Below are 18,010 nucleotides of genomic sequence, written 5' to 3'. Positions count from 1 at the left end.
TTCTTCATTTATAGTTTAAGAAATAGTTGTATAAATCATTTGTTGGATGAATTATTTACTGTTTTATAATTTAAAATATCACAATAGGGGGGGAGAGTTTAATAGAGATCATTATCAGTATGAATTTCTCTATTAAACAAAAAGATGGATGAAGCTGTTATAAATAAATTAAAGGCGATTGCCGATAAGACCAGGCTGGAATTACTGGAATCTCTATTGACTAAAAATTATTGTGTCAGTGCCCTGGCGGAAAAGAATGATATCTCTGAATCTGCAGTATCCCAGCATTTAAAGATCCTCAGGGAGGCTGATTTAGTAATCGGGGAAAAGCGGGGTTATTATGTCCACTATAGTGTTAAAAGGGATAATTTGAAATTGCTGGCCTCTGAGATTGAAGAGCTGGCTGATAAAGAAACTGCTTGCTGCCAGGATTGTAATTGATAAGTCAGGGAGTTTATTCTAAAGCTGCTTGAGAGTTAAGAAGAGATTAGAGTTACAGGATTGGCAATAATTTGTTCTGTTATTATAATTCAGTCAGGAGGGTATTATGGAGAGAGACTTTAGATTTAATTTAGAAGAGATGGCTGGAGCCATAGGTGATTATGGGACTCTGTTGCCAATAATTGTCGGGGTGGCTGTAGTTACAGAGATTAATATGAGCTCTATTCTTTTATTTTTTGGTCTGGCCTACATAGCCACTGGAATCTATTATAAGTTGCCGATGCCGGTGGAGCCGATGAAGGCAATTGGTGCTGTGGCAATTGGTGGGGCATTAACTGCTGGTGAGATTGCAGCTGCCGGTATTTTGATGGGGGTTATCCTGCTGCTTTTAGGCATCTTTGGTGGTATAGATCTAATTAAAGAGCATATACCTGAATGGTTAATCCGGGGAATTCAGCTTGGTCTGACCCTGATCTTACTTGAGACAGCGATATCTTTTATGGTTGAAGACTGGCTAATTGGTTTAGTGTCAGTTGGAATAATATTAGGCTTCTTTTTTGTTAATGTTCTTGATATTTCATCATTAATAGTCTTTGGCCTGGGATTAATTATTGGAATCTACCATACAGGTCTGCCGCCCCTTACACTGATTAGCTGGCCAGAGCTTACTCTACCTGCTATTTCTGAGTTTGGGACAGGTTTCTGGTCAGGAACTCTGCCTCAGATCCCTTTAACTCTGGGAAATGCAGTTCTTGCTACTTCTTTATTAATTACAGACCTCTTCGAGCGGGAGGTTCCAGAAAATAAGCTGGTGATCAGTATGGGCTTAATGTGCTTGATTTCATCACCATTAGGTGGTTTTCCTATGTGCCATGGTGCAGGGGGACTGGCTGCCCAGTATAGATTTGGAGCTAGAACCGGTGGATCTAATATAATTTCCGGTATAATCCTTTTGATAATCGCATTCTTCTTTGCCTCACCTCAGATTATTGAGGTTATTCCCTATGGTGTTTTAGGGGCGATGTTATTTTTTACAGCGTTCCAGATGTTCCAGAGTGCTATTTTAACTGATAAGAAGGTCTTAATGGTGGCAACCGGGGTGCTGGCCTTTTTAACCAATATTGCAATTGCCTTTATAGTGTTATTCCTGTTAGATAAAGCTTTAAAAAAGTTTAATATTTATTAAACTTTGCAGGATAATTATAATCCAGGGAGAAGTTTAAATATATAGATAATGGAGGTGTAATCTAGCAGGAGATTATTGTTTACTTAATAACTTAAAATGGGGAGGTTGATATCATGAAATTTAATAGGCTGATGGTGGTTTTTTTGGTTGTTGGGCTGATATTGACAGGGGTTTCAATGAGGGTAATGGCTGAGGATGGACCAGGAATTGTCCCGATTTATGAGGGTAGTGATTTAATTTATACTGATAATTTTGGATTTGAAGAGATGCCAGTTGTTTTAGGGGAAGATACTGTTAATAATGTGGAAGGATATATTCGAAGATTCTGGCTGAAGGCTCCTGAAGGCCGTTCTCCTTATGAGATTATCAGGAATTACGAGGCCGCTGTTGAAAATATTGATGGCCAGGTATTATTTAAGACCAGAGATCCTCAGTCAATTGAGATTGATGATATTGATTTTTCTGATTATTATGAAACCCTGAGGCAGGATAGAGGTCTGGCAACTGGTGTTATGAGTTTTGGAGGTTTTCCTGGGGATTTAGATGAATACCTTGTTTCCAGAGTTGCTGTTGAGCAGGTGGAAAATTATCTGATTGTTGCCGCCGGTAAAGGCCACTGGGCTGCCCAGCAGGCCGATGATACTTATTTTGAAATAGTTATTATAGAATTAGAGGGCATGGAAATGGACATGGTGACAATGGCCCAGCTTCAAGAGGGATTGCTGGTTGATGGCAGAGTTGCCATTTATGATATTTATTTTGATACAGGTCAGTCCAGGGTTAAAGCTGAGTCTGAAGAGGCGCTTGCTACGATATCAGAATTTTTATTAGAAAATAGCGGTAAGCGCTATCTGGTGGTTGGTCATACCGACTATGTTGGCAGCTATGATATGAATTTAAATTTATCTGAAGCCAGGGCTGAGGATGTAGTTGCACGGCTGATTAATGATTATGGGATCAGTCAGGATCAGTTAACAGCAGTTGGTGTTGGCCCGGCAGCACCGGTGATGAGCAATCAGACTGAAGACGGCAGGGCTATGAATCGCCGGGTTGAAATTGTTGAGCTTGAATAAATTTATTTGTTAAAATTGCAAATATTGGCCCTTTGATTATTATATATCTTCTGATAGTATTAGAATAAGATTCGTTAAAGCTTTGTTAGTTAGATTTATTGATAACTTAGATAGTTTTGACGGAGGTGGTAACCGGAGGGTAAGGAGGCGGTCAGGCCTTGTTTTATATAATTTTAGTGAAAATAAATATCCAAATAAACATCCCCTTGACATTGAGTTAACTCCAGGCTATATAATTAAGTTAAACTACTGGGGAGGGGATTTAAGATGCTAATTAGTGATTTTGCTGAAAAGACCGGGTTAAGTATTGATACACTCCGATATTATGATAAGATCGATCTTTTAGTGCCTGAAAGAAGGGACGGTAATCGCTGGTATACTGAACAGGATTTAAAGAAGGCTGAAGAAATTGATTATTTGAAGAGTCTCCACTTTACCCTTGATGAGATCCAGGTCATCCTGCTACTAGATAGAAAGCTGGATGAGCGGATGGAAGAAGGTTTAAGTAAAACTGAGGTTATTAAAGAAGAAGAGAAAACTTTTCAGAATATGAAATCGATGCTGGAAGAAAAATACCAGGAGGTTATTGCTGAAGAGGAGAAGATTAAGCAGGCTAAAAAGCTGTTATCTGAGCTAAAAGAAAAGTTGAATAGATTAGATCAATAATAAGCTTTGGACTTTGTATAAGCCTTTTTGCCGGCTGCAATATGCCGGCTTTTATTTTTCTAATTTAATCTTAAGTGTTTAGTTTAATATTAAAAACTAAAAGTAGGTGATAATATATGAAAGCTAAAGTAAATTTAGAAGATGTTATAGAAGCAATTACCCTTAGCATGAGGGAGGTTAAATATTATTATTCTAAAAAAACTGGTGCAATTTTTATGATTACAGATTATGAATTAATGGAAGCAGAAGGAGATCCGGATATTAATAAATTTCCAGAATGGCAGCAAGAAAATATAAAAGCTGCAATAGATATTCTTTCAACTTTTGATTATATTAAATTACCAGAAGACTATGAAATTGATGATTACGAAATTATGGAAAGCTTTTGCTATTCAATTGAAGATAATAATCTAAGAAATATAATGTGTAAGGCTATTCAGGGGAGAGGAGCCTTTAGTAGGTTCAAAGATAAAATCTATCAATATGATATAGCTGATGAATGGTATGACTACCAAGATCAAAAATATAGGGAAATAGCTATAGAATGGTGTGAAAAGCATGAGATTGAATATGTAGATAATAAACATTAAATATTTAATTTTAAAATTAAAATAATTAATAAATTAGAATATAAGATTGACTTATTACAAATAATCATATATAATCATGTTTATAATAGAGTTTATGTGTTTATAATAACAAAATTTTAGTGACTACCTGATTTGAATCTAAGATAGGGGTGATGATAATGTATTTTGGAGCTAATAATAGTGAAATATATTATCAGGATTATGGGGAAAAGCATAATCCGGCGATTGTATTTTTGCATGGGGTGGGTATGGATCATAGAACATTTTTAGAGCAGGCCACTGCTTTTGAATCCAGCTATCGGGTTATTATTTTAGATTTGCCTGGTCATGGAAAATCATCAAATATTGATGAATACAATAAATTTTCAGGGACTTCTGCAAAGTCAATTATTAATCTACTGGATTCCCTTGAAATTGAGAGAGCAGTGATGGTTGGTCAGTCGCTAGGGAGCTTTGTTGTACAGAGAATAGCTGAACAGGATCCTGATAGAGTAATTGCCTCAGTCCATTTAGGTGGAGGTTCTCTATATCCAGGATACCCAGCAATTATTAAGGCATTTAAGCCATTTACGTCTTTAACAATGCTTTTAGTGCCAGAAAACTTTCTTTACAAAAAATTTGCCCTCCATAAAGCCCTTAAACCTAGGACTCAGGAGTATTTGCAAGAAATAACTTCAGCCAATGGTAAAAATTTAATAAAGCATTTAACTCTGGAGATGTTTAATGACATGTCTGATGGTCTTTCAAAACCTCTGGACCATGATCTATTAATTCTCTATGGAGATCATGACCTTAACTTTATTAAGAAGCTTTCTGTAAAGTGGCATAATAGTCATGACAGATCAGACTTAGTGGAAATTGAAGATGCTCATCATATTGCAAATCAGGATAATCCAGAAAAATTTAATATGGTTTTAAAGTCGTTTCTGCAAAGTATAGATTTACTGGCAAGTTAGAATTTTTTTATTTGATTGGCGGGGAGAATAAGGGGAGGGATAAAATGGAATATTTTAGACTCAGTATCTGGTTTGTGTTAATTCACACTTTTTCTTATATTTTTGCAGGAGCCCTGGCTCTCAAGATCAGTAAGGATATTTATGAGAGTAAGGATCGGTTAATGGATTATGTCCGGGATATGTCAAATCCTAAAGAAAAGAGCCATGTTGGCAAGTGGTTTCTTCCAGCTCAATTATTGCGGGGATTATTAATGTCCTTTATCTTATATCCAATTATCATTCCCCTCGGGGAGCTTAGTTTTGGCATGAGTTTTTTATTCTTTTTTGGATTGGTCTTTATCTTTACCCATATTGCCTGTGCTGCCCCCTGCTCTGATAACATTGAAGGCTTTGTATATTTAAAGGAACGTTATTTAAATAAAACAATGTTCTTTAAGTTTCAGTTTGAGATGATTATTTATAGTTCTTTATTTGGGCTGCTTGTGAGCCTGATAATTTTTTAAAATATCTATTTCTTGAAAAATATCTCAAAAGGAGTGAGATGATGAAGACTTTAATTTTTGGGGCAGGACCGCTAGGAACTTTAATGGCTGCAAGGCTCAATGAAGCCGATGAAGATGTTACTCTTCTGGCCAGGGGCAAGAGATTAGAAGACCTTAAAGAATATGGAGCTATCATTAATATTGAGGGCACAGAGATAGAAGAAGTCGAGAAAGTTAAAGTTGTCGATTCCTTTAATTCTGATGACTATTATGACCTGGTAATAATAGCAATGAGGAAGAACCACGCTGATTTGATAATTCCAGACCTTGCTAAAAATAAGAATGTACCGACCTATTTATTTATGGGGAATAATGCTGCCGGGCCTGAAGAATTAATTGCTGCTTTAGGTAAAGATAGGGTGATGCTAGGTTTTCCTTATCCTGGTGGTCACAGGGAGGACCCTAAAGTTGTTGTGCTTAAAATTGATGAGAAAAAACAGTATAAAATACCGATTGGAGAAGTTGATGGGAAAATCAGGCCAAGAACTGAAGCTGTAGCCGGATTATTAAGAAAGATGCGAGGTTACAAAGTTGAGATTCGGACTGATATGGTTTACTGGTTAAAGTATCATGCAGCAATGCTGATGTCAGGCTTTGTTCCAGCTATATATGCCTCAGGTATTGATATGAAAAAACTGGGTAATGATAAGGAATTATTATATGATGCAACGAAGGCAACCAAAGAAGCTATTAAAGCTCTTGAACTCTCAGGTATACCGCCAAGTCCTAAAGTGATTAAAGTTTTTAAGTATATTCCAAACTTTTTAATGGTAGCTCTAATTGGCTGGATGATGCGGAAAGAATTTGCTAAATCAAGTGTTGAAGGCCATCCTAGAGATGCAAGGGATGAGATGGAGTATATTTATAGAGAACTAATGACCAATATAGATAGAAATAAAGTTGATATTCCTTCGATTGATAAGCTTAGTAAGTATTACAGTGTTAAATAGTCGGACTGACCTTTTAGAAAAACTAAATAACTATGCTGGTTAGAATTTTATAAAGTTCTAAATTATAATAAAAAGGCTTGATTAAAATGAAAAATATTATTATAAAATTAGGCTGGGTTTTATTTTTATCATTTATTCTTTTAGGGGTTCCCAGGATGGCAGGTTTGTTTGCTGACCAGTTTAGCTATGCAGGTATTGATCCTGATGGCGCTTTTGCCTGGATTTCTGTTCATCATATAGCCCAGGCTTTATTTTTTCTTGTAGTTATGCTAATCCTTGCCAGAGTTAAGGATTATAAGTTTGGTTTTACTTTAGGCGATAAAAAGGCAGGTTTATTTTTTGTCCGTCTTTTTGCAATAATATTTAGCACTTATATAATAATTTCACTAATCATTGTTTTTCTGGCAGGAACTTTTAGGGCTTTTCCCTATCCTTTAACAATAAGAAATGTTTTTGGCCAGCTTGGATTTCAGTTTTTCTTGTCAGGGCCATCTGAAGAGTTGATCTTTCGGGCCTTTGCGATTACAATGCTTTCCCTTTATATCAGAGGGGATTTTTTTAATGGAAAAATAAGCAATGCAAATGTCATTGCTGCTATTGTTTTTGCACTGGCCCATATTGGTTTTAGCTTCTTTCCGTTTTCAATGACCTATGATCCTTTCCAACTGGTATATGCTGCAGTTCTTGGGATTGCATACGGGATTTGTTATGAGCGCTCAAAGAGTATGATTTATCCAATGATAATGCATAGCATGAGTAATGTTGTTGCTGTTGGGGTTTCAATAATTGCAGGTTTTATACTTTAAATAATCATAAAAAATATTAAAACTGTTTTATAAAGAAGCAAGATTAATTATGAAAAAAATTGTAATCATTGTGGGCGGGATTGCCGGGTTTTCAGCAGGAATTTTTGCCAGGTTGAATGGTTTTGAAAGCCTGATATTAGAGAAGAACCATACTATTGGTGGTGAATGTACTGGCTGGGAACGTAATGGTTATCATATTGATGGCTGTATTCACTGGCTGGTAGGTACTAAAGAGGGGACAGGCCTCCGAAAGCTCTGGGATAGAGTCGGGGCACTGGATGGAGTTGAGATTTATCACCCTGAAAGTTTTTTGGCAGTTGAGTATGGAGATACGACTGTTCATTTTTACAGGGAACTTGACTGGCTCCAGGAGAAAAACAGAATTGGAGTGGCTATAATTTCTGCAATGGAAAACCGTTTTCCTGATATGAAAGATAAACTAGAAGTTCTAGATGTGGCTACTCCCCAGACTTATCAGAGGTATTGTAATGCTTATAAAGGTGCTTTTATGGGTTTTTGGCCAACGATACAGGGGAAAGAGTTGAATCATACTGGAAATATTAAGGGTCTGGATAATATGTGGCTTAGTGGTCAGTGGCTGCAGCCTCCTGGAGGGTTGCCTACAGCATTGATTACTGGTAAAGATACTATTATGCGGATTTGTAAGCGAGAGAAATTGGATTTTAAAGTTTAAGCTGGATTGAGTAAAATTTTTAATAATTTGAGAGGGGCAAGTACGTTGAATATTAAAAGAAAGACTAAATTTATTATGGTATTGTCAATATTAATTTTTCTGCTTTGCGGAGTCTTTTTCTCAATCCAGATCCTGGCAATTGAGCTGGATCCATTAGAAGTTGAGACTTTTATAGATGGTGTTATTAGTGCCCAGATTAATCAGAATAGAATATCTGGAGCAGTCGTTTCGATAGTCAATGAAGGCGAGCTTTTATTTTCTAAAGGCTATGGTTATAGTGATTTAGAAGCAGGGATTCCTGTTAATCCAGAAGTTACACTTTTTCGACCAGGTTCAGTTTCTAAGCTTTTCACCTGGACAGCAGTGATGCAGTTAGTAGAAGAGGGCGAGCTTGATTTAGATGCAGATATTAATAACTATCTTGATTTTACTATTCCTGGTGATCAGCCAATCACATTAAGAAATATAATGACCCATACTCCAGGTTTTGAAGATGTAGGAGAAGGGTTATTTGTGCTTTTAGCGGATGATATGCTCACTCTTGAGCAGTATTTAAAGAGATATCTGCCAGCTAGAGTATTTCCAGCAGGGGATGTTATGGCTTATTCAAATTATGCCACCGGACTGGCTGGTTATATAATTGAATTAGTTTCAGGTATGGATTTTGAAGACTATGTGGAAGAAAATATTTTTCAACCTCTGTATATGGATAATAGTACTTTCCGTCAGCCATTACCTGATCATTTAAGTGAGGATCTGGCCAGGGCCTATAAATATGCTGGTGGACAATATCACCAGGGAGACTTTGAATATATATCAAATAATGCTGCCGGGGCTATGAGCACAACAGCTAATGATATAGCCAATTTCATGCTTGCTCACCTGCAACTAGGCAGCTTTGAAAATAACCAGATTCTGCAAGAAGAGACAGCTTTAGAAATGCATAATTATAATTTTAGCCATCATCCTGAAATTGAGGGAATGGCTCTAGGGTTTGCCAGAGATAGAATCAATGGTGAGCAGGTTATTGCTCATACCGGGGCAACTACCCTTTTTTATAGTGGACTCTATCTCCTGCCAGAACATGAACTTGGGCTCTTTGTTTCCTATAGTGGCGGTGATCCAATGCAGATGCAGATGAATAACTTTTTTAAAAGTTTTATGAATCAATATTTTCCAGAGGAGCTAAATGGATTATCAGTTGAAACCAGTAATGAAATTAATGAGGCTTATATCGGCGAGTATCATCCAACCCGGAGTAACTTTAATAGCGAAGAGATGATTATTAATCTTTTCCAGAGGGCAAATGTGGAAGCTTCAGAAGAAGGATTTTTAAGACTTAATATTTATGGTGATAGTTTACAGCTAGGAAAAATTGAAACAGGGCTTTTTCAAAACCGAAATCATCATGGTGGACAATTCATCGATCAAGTTGCTTTTATTGAAGATGAAGAATTCGGTATTTTAATGATAACAGGGGGGCCAGGAGTTTTTCAGAAGGTAGAATGGTATGAATCTAGAATCTTTTTAGGAGGAATAACAGTTTTAATCTTACTTTTATCTATCTGGATGATAATAACTAGCATTAGATGTTTTTTAGTTGATAAGGTTTTTAGAGAAAAGTTAAGTCGAGTTGATAAAAGAGGCCTTACTGGTGTTCTAATCTTGCTGGCGAGTATTAGTATTGTTGTTTTTATTGCAGGGACTGTAAATATGTTTAGCAGTATTAACCCGGCATATGGTGTGCCTGATATTTTCTTCGGTGATATTGGTGATTTTGGAGAAATCATTTATATCTTGCCCTATCTTATTACAGGGTTGGTTGGGCTAACTCTTATATTTACCCTGTGGAGTTGGGTGAAGGGAAATAAGAGTTTATATAGACGTTTAAGTTATACTATTTATACTCTGGCTGGTTTAGGATTTATCTGGGTTATGTATTATTTGAATCTCCTTTAGTTTTAATTATCTTTAACATTTTTTCAGGGGATGACTAAAAATAATTAGGATGTGATCAATATCATAAATTCAACTGATAAAATAGCTGAGAGAAAATCTGTCATTCTACCCTTTGGCTTTAATTACAGTCCTATACAAAAAATTGTATTAATTAATTTTGAGAATGATCCAGATAGTAAATATATTGCTTTAGAGCCTCAATATTTTTCCAGCAGTGATACCGGAGAAGGTTTTAGCATTATTGCTTATAGAAATGATGGTTATATAGATGTATATGATGATTTGAATTTAAAGGTTGATAATCAAGCAAGTTTTGATGTGGCTGGTAAAGGATTGAAAGAGCAACTGCAGGTAGAGATGGAGAAGACTGTTTTTGAAAAGGATAGTGGATGTTTGTTTTTATCATTTCAGTTTATTGATAAATATGATAGAGAAATATCGCTAGAAATAATAGAAAAGACGAAAATGAAGAGTTCTGGTTTAAATCTTTTAGCACCTGTGGGCTCAAGTACAGAAAATCCTTCTTATCTGCCAATATTTTTCATGTATGATTTTGATTTTGTGAGGAAAAATAAAACTGAAATAAGACTTACAATCGGCGGCAAATCCCATAAAATAGATACTTTTCCTTATAAGATTCCTAAAGACTTTCAGTGGCGTTATTATACCCGTTATAGCCTTGATTGTCAGATTATTGAATTTGCCAGTTCCGGCAAGAAAGTTCTTGATGAATATGAACTAATTAATGATTCACTTACTATTAATGATAATAAATTGATTTTTTCTTTAGATGGTAGTCTAGAGAAGATGGAACACCAGTCAGAAGCACATCGTTTTTTAGTGGAGTTTAATCCAGGGTTTCCAGATATTCGAAATCTTAATGTTGGGAAGGTTTATAATGGAGTGGTTGAGATCAAACCTGATCCAGATATGGGTACAGTTTCTGGTAAATATTCTCTTGAAAGAGAAGGGGAGATAGTTGAAATTAAAATGAATATGGGTGATGGCTGGGCGCCAATTCCTGATTCTCTGTTTACAAAGCTAATGTTTGGCAAGAAATCAATATTTCGTTCCTGGCCAAAATATTATTATTATAAGCAGAAAGTAAATTTAGCAAGTTTAGAGAGTTCATCTTTTTGGGAGAATAAGAATACAGAAAAAATTAAGTGAGTAGGGGGTTATTACAATGGATATACATGGATTGATAGATACAGCTTCAATCTCACTTGGATCGCTATTTATTAAAAAGTATTTTCGAGAAGATTTATCTGGCAGGCCTTTAGAGGAGCATCTGGATTCTCTGGAAGTTAAATTACCAAAGCTATCATCAGACAATTGGGAAGGAGATCATCAGGTGCAGGCCAGTACGCTGGCAGGTGAGCTTGATGCTTTATTTAGGATAGCTCAGTGGAAAGGAAAAGAATTTATTACGATTATTTATCATCATGGGGCTTCAGAGACTCCATTTGATTTTGGATTCAAGAAAATATTTCCCTATACCAAGCAGGAGATAGAGGCTAATTTAATTCTAATTAGGGCTCCTTTTCATAGTTCCAGGAAAGAATATAGCGAAAATATTGTGACACTGGATAATTTTTTAGGCATGACTGCCACTTCAGTAAGTTTAATTGAAGCTTTAATATTATATCTTAAAGGTGAAAATTGTCAGGATATTGTTATTTCAGGAACCAGTTTAGGTGGTTATGTTAGTAATTTTCATCATATATTTTATAATTCTGCTGATAAATATATACCGATTATGGCAGGAGCAAATTTTTATGATACTCTGTTTGAATCTATTTATAGTCGGGGAGTTGTAGAGACTAGCCTGGAAGAAAAGGAGCAACTTAAGAAACTTCTTGATTTTACTGATAAGTTTGCAGACTGCGATAATAGCAATGTCTTTCCCTTACTGGCCAGTAATGACAGGATTGTCAGATATGATGTTCAAAAAGAATCATATGGGAGTTGTCAGGTGGCAAAATTTGATAAGGGACATGTAACTGGTGCTTTAGCGGCTGATGAAATCAGAGATCATATATTTAGTAATATCTAAATTTAAGTTTTATTATATCTGCTAAAAAATGAGGAGGGATCTACTATGTCTGAAATTATTTTAGAACATTTTAACCAGGAAAAGCATGATATAGCAAAGGTTGCTGACCTAATTTTTAGAACAGATCCAGAGTTAAATCCGTTAGTATTTGGCGAAAAAGGCAGAAAGGTGATTGAACAGCTATTAACTGGATCTATGAAATATCGTGGCAGGATTTATACAGAATCTTTGATGGAAAAGAAATAGTTCAGATAATAATTTGGAGTTGAATCTAAATGAAAAAGTTAATTATTAAATCATTAATAATTTTATTTGCAATTTTAGTTATCCTGGCTTTACTGGCGAATAGATTCAGGTTTATTCCATTTGGAGAAGTTGAGATAGAAAGCCTAATCTTTACGCAGGAGACAAGTCAGGCTTATGATTTTCAATGGAGCGATCCTGATAACGGATATTTACAGAGATTATCTTTAAAATTTGGTCTGGATGAAATAATTTTAGATCAAGATTCTGATTTAAGCAAGATTCTGGCGGTAACTGATTGGACTCATAATCTCTGGTCTCATGATGGTAATAATCAGCCAGAGCAGAATGATCCTCTCTCAATTTATAGAGAAGCTATTAGTCAAAATAGAAATTTTCGCTGTGTTGAATATGCAATTGTTTTAACCGGGAGTTTGAATGCTTTAGATTTTCCTTCCAGAGTGTTGGCCTTAAAAATGAAGGATGTTGAAACAATAAAGTCCGGGGCAGGTCATGTTGTAACTGAAACCTATTCTAGTGAGTTTGATAAATGGGTATTTATTGATCCCCAGTGGAATGCAATTCCTGTTATAAATGATATTCCTTTAAATGCTGTAGAATTTCAGCAGGCATTAGTAGATAATAGAAATGAGATAGAAATTCCAGGTTTTAATAATAGAAAAATGGTTCGATATTTCAACTGGATAGGAGATTATCTTTATTATTTTGATACAAATCTGGATAATCGTTATGTAAATGATAGTTCACCTCAGAAATTAATGTTAGTTCCTGTTGGAGCAAAGGAACCTGAGGTTTTCCAGCGCAATTATCCTATTAATAATATGTATTATACTAATTCAGTTACTGATTTTTATCAAAAACCTTATAGATAAATTTCTTATTGCAAGTAGAGTTTGTGTATCTAAAAATATAAAAAGAGTTTGGGAAAGGAAAATGCATGATGAAAACATTAATTGCTTATGCATCAAAGCATGGAACAGCAAAAAAGGCTGTTGAAAAATTGGCTGAAGAGTTAACTGGAGATATTGTAATCCTAAATCTAGAAGATAAATCGGCTTCTAAAACCAGAATTGAAGATTTTGATAGGATAATTATCGGTGGCTCAATCTATATAGGGAAAATCCAGAAATCAGTCAGGAAGTTTTGTGAATCCAATCAAGAAAAGCTTTTAAATGTAAAGAAACTTGGATTGTTTATCTGTTGTGGAAGTGAAGAAAAGGATATGGAACAGCTGGCAAATTCTTTTCCAGATAAGTTGATTGAAAAGGCTCAAGTTAAGGGTTATTTTGGTTATGAATATGATTTAAAGAAGGTTGGCTTTATTCAGAGAACTATGCTTAAAAAAGCTGCCGGAGTTGAGGAAAGTGAGTCCAATATCAAGTATGATAATATCAGTAAATTTGCTGAGGAGATTGAAAGAGATATGGAACTAAATAGTTAGCAATAATTCAAACAGGAGCTCACCCTATAAATAAGGTGGGTTTCTTAATGTAATCATCATTTCAGTATTTTATTAAGCTTATGTTATAATAGAATATAATACTGGAGGTATAAAAAATGAAAGATACTATAAAATTTCTTCATACAGCAGATATTCACCTTGGTCGCCCCTTAAAATCAGCCAGCCAGGCACCTGATCATCTTAATGAGCTTTTTAATAATGCCAGTTATAATGCTTTAAAGAATATTTTTGACCAGGCTATTAATAGAAGACTTGATTTTGTAGTAATTTCAGGTGATCTCTATGATTCTGAGGCCCGTTCAGTGAAAGCCAGCCGTAATTTTTTAGAAGAATGCAGGCGTTTAAAAGAATATAATATTCCAGTTTACATTATTTCAGGTAATCATGATCCAGGAGGTAAAGAACTAGAGCCATTTGATTATCCTGAAAATGTTTATTTCTATCCAAGTGAAGAAGTTGAAATAAATAATCATAAAAATGATAGTGGAAATACTTTAGCCAGAATTATTGGTCAGTCCTATAGAAGCAATTTTGAGTCAAGAAAGATGTATACCTATTATACTGTTCCTGATAAAAATCATTTTAATCTTGGTTTGATTCATACTCAACTGAACCCGGATAACCGTCGTTATGTTCCTATCTCTCAATCAGATCTATTAGAGAAAGATGACATACATTATTGGGCTTTAGGTCATATTCATCAGCCACTTGTCTTAAATAGTTCATCACCTGCTCTTGTTTACTCTGGAACTCCCCAGGGCCATAATATTTCAGAGGTTGGAGTAAAGGGTTGTTTTATTGTTGAAGTACCAATTCAAAATCCTGAAAAGATACCACAAATTAATTTTATACCAACTTCTCCTGTGATCTATAAAAAAATTGAATTTAATATTACAGAAATGGATGAGAGGTTAAAAACTCTATCAGATCTCCAGGAGCTTTTACTTGAAAAAGCAGAGAAGCAACAGGACAATAATTTCACTGATGAAATAGATTTTCATGGTATTGATAGAGAAAATGTTTTTATTGATGGTAAAGCTCCAGTTAAGGGCGTTATTATTCGCTGGGTTATTACAGGCCATGGACCACTCCATGAACGGATTTCAAGTAATCAGGATGAAGCCGAGGAAGATTTAAGGGATTTTCTCAATAGAAATCTGGCCTCCCCTGGTAATTATCCTTTTGTCTGGACCCATTCTGTTCAGATAAGAACTTCTGAAGAACTTCCTGATCTGGAAGAATTTAAGGAAAATGAAATTTATAAGGAGATAGATAAAATCTTTAAAGAGGTTTCTAATAATCCAGATCTAGAAGCTAAATTATTAAGAGAATGGGGATCTATCTGGGAAGGTGATGAAGATCATGAGAACAGAGATAATGACAGTTTTTATCCTGATCCAGAAACCAAGCAGGAAATTATAGAAGCAGCTCGGAATAAGATTATTGCTTATTTATTTGCTGGAGGTGATGATATTTGAGATTAAAAAATTTACATCTTAATGATTTTGGAATCTATAATAATCAGAAACTTGAAGCTTTATCCCCAAATATAGTGGTAATTGGAGGCCCAAACCGCTCTGGTAAGACGACATTCATGCATATCCTTCGTTATTTAGGTTATGGTATTCCTAATACTGATAAATTACCAGCACCGGCGGATAAGTATGATATAGAGGCTGATATTGAAACTGAAGATAATTTAGAGTATCAGTTGAAACTTAAAGGTTATGCCGATCCTGTTTTAATATCTTTAAATAATCAGGGGCCAGAATCAGGACCAGAAACTCCTGGCCAGCTTTATAACAATCTTGATCGCTTTACATATCATCAAATTTTTACAATAAGCCTTGATGAATTAACTAAAGAGCCTGCCGGACTTTCAGGCAAAGGTGATAAAGATAGACTCCAATCTATTTTATTAGGGGCAGGACTTTCTAAGATAGTTGAATTACCCCAGGCAATTAGTCATTTTGATAATAAAGCTTATAATATTGGGAGAACAACTGGCCGGGCCAGTGTTGGAGAATTTAAACCCTACCAGGAAAACATTGCAGAGGCAGAAAAGAAAAAGAATGAAGCTTTAAAGCAGGTAAAAAAGTATATCAAAACTGAAGAAGAGATTGATAATCTTAAAGATACAATAGATGACTTGAATAATGATTTAAGTAGTTTAGAAAAGAAACGAATCAGAATAGATCTCTTAAAGAACAATTATCATGAATTTTCAAAAATACTGAACTTAAGGCAGCAGCTGGAAAACCATTCAGGCGCAGAGCTTAATCAGGCAAAATATAGTGAGAATAAGAAATCAACTGCAAGAAATCTACTGGATGATTTTATATCAAAAAATGAAAAATATCAGCAAGAAAAGAGTATATTTAAAAGTAGAGTTAGCTCTCAAAATCCTGAAACAATAAAAAACAGCTTATTAAATAAAAGTTCAGATTTAGAAAATTATCAAAAAAATATTTCAGGGCTTAAAGAAAAAATTGATAATTTCATTCAACAAAAAGAGAGAAATCAAAATGAGCTAAAGAATATTAAAGCTGAAGCAGTAGAGTTTAATCAGGAATGGGAGGAAGATTTTAATAGTATCTTATCTATTAGAAACGACCAGATTGAGCGGAGGAAATTACTTAACAATATAGCTGATTTTAAAGCCTGTAGAGATAATTTAGAAACCAGTCTTGATGAGAAACATGATTTAGAAAGCAGGCTTACCAGGTTAAATGAAGAACTTTCAAGTATAAAAGATGGCAATCCAGAAAGAATATTTAAAAACTCCTTATTAATCGGTTTTATCTCAATTGGAGCTGGAGCTTCTTCTGCTTTTTTTAATATTATTGCTGCTATAGTCATTGGTGGTGGTGGATTATTATTAAGTTATTTATATTATCATGGTAAACATCAGAAAGAAATAGTTCTACAGGATAAAAAAGAAAACCTTGATAAAGAGCTTGAAGATATACAACATAAGCTTTCTTTGCTTGAAGATGAGATTGAAGCTATAAAAGCCAAAAAGAATTCTGCTGAAAAAGAATTAAACCATTATCAGGAAATTTTAGGTTTAGAAAACTCTGCAAGTCCTGAGCTTATTAAGGATTATTTTAATGGTTTAAGAGATATTAATAATAGTTATGATAGATGGCTAAATACCAGAGAAGAGATTCAAAATAAGAAAGAAAAAATCGTCAGGGAATTAGACGAATTGAGAAACTTACTGGTTCAACTTAATTCAAAGCTAACTGATTCAGCATTAATCCTGCCAGCAGAGGACAGGCTTATTTTAAGGTCAGAAGAATTATTTTCAGCACTGGATAAAGCTTTAGAGTATCTTAATTATGCTCGAAATCTTAATGATGCCTGGCAGGGTAGAGAAACAGCTAAATCTGATATAAGTGATAAGTTTTCAGATTTTTCATCAGATAGAGATCCTGTAGAATTTTTGCAGGATTTTATTAAAAAATCCAATAAGTTTCTGGAATATCGGGAAAAACAAAATCAGCTAGACCAGTTAACCAACCAGTTAGTAGCTAAAATTAGTTCAGCTGATCATATTAAAGATTCTTTTATAGATTCACCACTTGCAAATGAAACCGACACTTTAATTGAACTTTTTCAGAGACATTATAACTCTTTTACCTCCATTGAAGAAGTCGAAACTGTTTATAAAAATTTAAAGGAAGAACTTGATTTAATTGCAAAGAATAAAAAGATGAAAGAAGACAGGCTTCAGAGCTTAAAGGATACAAAAAAAGAGCTGGCCTCACCAGCTAAAATAGAAGAGGCCCATGCTACGATTGACAATAATCAGAGTAAATTAAAAAAGCTTGCAGAAAGATATGCAATTAATAGAACAGCTTCTTTTATATTTAAAGAAGTTCAAGCCCGTGTAATCAAGAGAGCCAGAGAGGAACTATTACAGCCAGCAGCAGATCTATTATCAGAGATGACTGCCGGTGAATATCAGGAAATAAATCCTCCAGCCGACCTTAAAGAAAATGACTTTAAGACCAGACTTGCCAGTGGAAGAGAGCAGGAGACTGTAAATATTTTAAGTAGAGGAACAAAGGAGCAGTTATTTCTTGCTGTTCGCTTAAGCAGAATTAAAGAAATTAAGTCAGCTTTACCGGTAATTCTTGATGATTCTCTGGTTAATTTTGATAGAAGCCATTTAATAAACACAGTTCAGATTCTATCCAGGTTAGGTAACAGCCATCAGATATTTGTATTAACATGTCATCCTCATCTGGTCAGGCATATAAATGATTATACTGATAATGCTCAATACTGGCATCTTGAATCTGGTAAATTCAAAAATGTAGCTGGCAAAGATTTATATAATTTATTATTAAATTAACTAAA

The 18,010-nt window shown here is 34.8% G+C and carries 18 protein-coding genes; all 18 read left to right on the top strand.

The window, feature by feature from the left end; all coding sequences use genetic code 11:
• The first annotated feature begins 144 nt into the window (after positions 1-144).
• The 18 genes from I0Q91_RS07405 to I0Q91_RS07320 all read left to right on the top strand — a co-directional run bounded on the left by I0Q91_RS07405 (position 145) and on the right by I0Q91_RS07320 (position 18,005).
• Entirely contained in the window at positions 145-441 is a 297-nt protein-coding gene (locus I0Q91_RS07405) for an ArsR/SmtB family transcription factor (RefSeq protein ID WP_270453806.1), read from the top strand.
• Between the two features lie 106 nt (positions 442-547).
• Complete coding sequence (locus I0Q91_RS07400) at positions 548-1,627, top strand: putative sulfate/molybdate transporter (RefSeq protein WP_270453805.1); 1,080 nt, start codon at positions 548-550, stop codon at positions 1,625-1,627.
• A gap of 113 nt (positions 1,628-1,740) precedes the next feature.
• A complete protein-coding gene (locus tag I0Q91_RS07395) occupies positions 1,741-2,700 on the top strand; it encodes an OmpA family protein (protein ID WP_270453804.1) in 960 nt (319 codons plus the stop codon).
• A 267-nt stretch (positions 2,701-2,967) separates the two neighbouring features.
• A complete protein-coding gene (locus I0Q91_RS07390; RefSeq protein WP_270453803.1) occupies positions 2,968-3,366 on the top strand; it encodes a helix-turn-helix domain-containing protein in 399 nt (132 codons plus the stop codon).
• A gap of 116 nt (positions 3,367-3,482) precedes the next feature.
• A complete protein-coding gene (locus tag I0Q91_RS07385; RefSeq protein ID WP_270453802.1) occupies positions 3,483-3,956 on the top strand; it encodes a UPF0158 family protein in 474 nt (157 codons plus the stop codon).
• Between the two features lie 158 nt (positions 3,957-4,114).
• On the top strand, positions 4,115-4,912 hold the full coding sequence (locus tag I0Q91_RS07380) for an alpha/beta fold hydrolase (RefSeq protein WP_270453801.1): 798 nt from the start codon (positions 4,115-4,117) through the stop codon (positions 4,910-4,912).
• Positions 4,913-4,956: 44 nt separating this feature from the next.
• Entirely contained in the window at positions 4,957-5,415 is a 459-nt protein-coding gene (locus I0Q91_RS07375) for a hypothetical protein (protein WP_270453800.1), read from the top strand.
• 41 nt (positions 5,416-5,456) lie between these two features.
• Positions 5,457-6,404 (top strand): ketopantoate reductase family protein, encoded by a 948-nt coding sequence (locus I0Q91_RS07370; RefSeq protein WP_270453799.1) that lies wholly within the window; start codon positions 5,457-5,459, stop codon positions 6,402-6,404.
• Between the two features lie 155 nt (positions 6,405-6,559).
• Positions 6,560-7,210 carry a CPBP family intramembrane glutamic endopeptidase gene (locus I0Q91_RS07365; RefSeq protein ID WP_270453798.1) on the top strand — a complete coding sequence of 217 codons (651 nt, stop codon included), beginning with the start codon at positions 6,560-6,562 and terminating at the stop codon, positions 7,208-7,210.
• A gap of 49 nt (positions 7,211-7,259) precedes the next feature.
• Positions 7,260-7,904: an NAD(P)-binding protein gene (locus I0Q91_RS07360; RefSeq protein WP_270453797.1), complete on the top strand. Its 645-nt coding sequence runs from the start codon at positions 7,260-7,262 to the stop codon at positions 7,902-7,904.
• 45 nt (positions 7,905-7,949) lie between these two features.
• Positions 7,950-9,863, top strand: a complete 1,914-nt coding sequence (locus tag I0Q91_RS07355) for a serine hydrolase domain-containing protein (RefSeq protein ID WP_270453796.1) — start codon at positions 7,950-7,952, stop codon at positions 9,861-9,863.
• 51 nt (positions 9,864-9,914) lie between these two features.
• Positions 9,915-11,033: a hypothetical protein gene (locus tag I0Q91_RS07350; protein WP_270453795.1), complete on the top strand. Its 1,119-nt coding sequence runs from the start codon at positions 9,915-9,917 to the stop codon at positions 11,031-11,033.
• Positions 11,034-11,049: 16 nt separating this feature from the next.
• Positions 11,050-11,919 carry a hypothetical protein gene (locus I0Q91_RS07345; protein WP_270453794.1) on the top strand — a complete coding sequence of 290 codons (870 nt, stop codon included), beginning with the start codon at positions 11,050-11,052 and terminating at the stop codon, positions 11,917-11,919.
• A 45-nt stretch (positions 11,920-11,964) separates the two neighbouring features.
• Positions 11,965-12,165: a hypothetical protein gene (locus I0Q91_RS07340; protein ID WP_270453793.1), complete on the top strand. Its 201-nt coding sequence runs from the start codon at positions 11,965-11,967 to the stop codon at positions 12,163-12,165.
• A gap of 29 nt (positions 12,166-12,194) precedes the next feature.
• Positions 12,195-13,055: a transglutaminase-like domain-containing protein gene (locus I0Q91_RS07335; protein WP_270453792.1), complete on the top strand. Its 861-nt coding sequence runs from the start codon at positions 12,195-12,197 to the stop codon at positions 13,053-13,055.
• Positions 13,056-13,120: 65 nt separating this feature from the next.
• Entirely contained in the window at positions 13,121-13,624 is a 504-nt protein-coding gene (locus I0Q91_RS07330; protein ID WP_270453791.1) for a flavodoxin domain-containing protein, read from the top strand.
• A gap of 116 nt (positions 13,625-13,740) precedes the next feature.
• A complete protein-coding gene (locus tag I0Q91_RS07325) occupies positions 13,741-15,123 on the top strand; it encodes a metallophosphoesterase family protein (RefSeq protein WP_270453790.1) in 1,383 nt (460 codons plus the stop codon).
• Positions 15,120-18,005, top strand: a complete 2,886-nt coding sequence (locus I0Q91_RS07320) for an ATP-binding protein (RefSeq protein WP_270453789.1) — start codon at positions 15,120-15,122, stop codon at positions 18,003-18,005. The genes I0Q91_RS07325 and I0Q91_RS07320 overlap by 4 nt, the downstream gene beginning before the upstream one ends.
• Positions 18,006-18,010: the final 5 nt, after the last annotated feature.

It is taken from the genome of Halonatronomonas betaini, assembly GCF_015666175.1.
Lineage (GTDB): Bacteria > Bacillota > Halanaerobiia > Halanaerobiales > Halarsenatibacteraceae > Halonatronomonas > Halonatronomonas betaini.
The sequence above is the reverse complement of the archived record's forward strand: the minus strand, read 5'-3'. Positions and strand labels throughout refer to the sequence as shown.

What these genes read in the sequence shown, in the direction of transcription:
- I0Q91_RS07405 (WP_270453806.1), top strand. Translation starts at nt 145, where the DNA reads ATGGATGAAGCTGTTATAAATAAATTAAAGGCGATTGCCGATAAGACC.
- I0Q91_RS07370 (WP_270453799.1), top strand. Translation starts at nt 5,457, where the DNA reads ATGAAGACTTTAATTTTTGGGGCAGGACCGCTAGGAACTTTAATGGCT.
- I0Q91_RS07395 (WP_270453804.1), top strand. Translation starts at nt 1,741, where the DNA reads ATGAAATTTAATAGGCTGATGGTGGTTTTTTTGGTTGTTGGGCTGATA.
- I0Q91_RS07325 (WP_270453790.1), top strand. Translation starts at nt 13,741, where the DNA reads ATGAAAGATACTATAAAATTTCTTCATACAGCAGATATTCACCTTGGT.
- I0Q91_RS07375 (WP_270453800.1), top strand. Translation starts at nt 4,957, where the DNA reads ATGGAATATTTTAGACTCAGTATCTGGTTTGTGTTAATTCACACTTTT.
- I0Q91_RS07330 (WP_270453791.1), top strand. Translation starts at nt 13,121, where the DNA reads ATGATGAAAACATTAATTGCTTATGCATCAAAGCATGGAACAGCAAAA.
- I0Q91_RS07335 (WP_270453792.1), top strand. Translation starts at nt 12,195, where the DNA reads ATGAAAAAGTTAATTATTAAATCATTAATAATTTTATTTGCAATTTTA.
- I0Q91_RS07360 (WP_270453797.1), top strand. Translation starts at nt 7,260, where the DNA reads ATGAAAAAAATTGTAATCATTGTGGGCGGGATTGCCGGGTTTTCAGCA.
- I0Q91_RS07400 (WP_270453805.1), top strand. Translation starts at nt 548, where the DNA reads ATGGAGAGAGACTTTAGATTTAATTTAGAAGAGATGGCTGGAGCCATA.
- I0Q91_RS07365 (WP_270453798.1), top strand. Translation starts at nt 6,560, where the DNA reads ATGGCAGGTTTGTTTGCTGACCAGTTTAGCTATGCAGGTATTGATCCT.
- I0Q91_RS07390 (WP_270453803.1), top strand. Translation starts at nt 2,968, where the DNA reads ATGCTAATTAGTGATTTTGCTGAAAAGACCGGGTTAAGTATTGATACA.
- I0Q91_RS07340 (WP_270453793.1), top strand. Translation starts at nt 11,965, where the DNA reads ATGTCTGAAATTATTTTAGAACATTTTAACCAGGAAAAGCATGATATA.
- I0Q91_RS07380 (WP_270453801.1), top strand. Translation starts at nt 4,115, where the DNA reads ATGTATTTTGGAGCTAATAATAGTGAAATATATTATCAGGATTATGGG.
- I0Q91_RS07385 (WP_270453802.1), top strand. Translation starts at nt 3,483, where the DNA reads ATGAAAGCTAAAGTAAATTTAGAAGATGTTATAGAAGCAATTACCCTT.
- I0Q91_RS07345 (WP_270453794.1), top strand. Translation starts at nt 11,050, where the DNA reads ATGGATATACATGGATTGATAGATACAGCTTCAATCTCACTTGGATCG.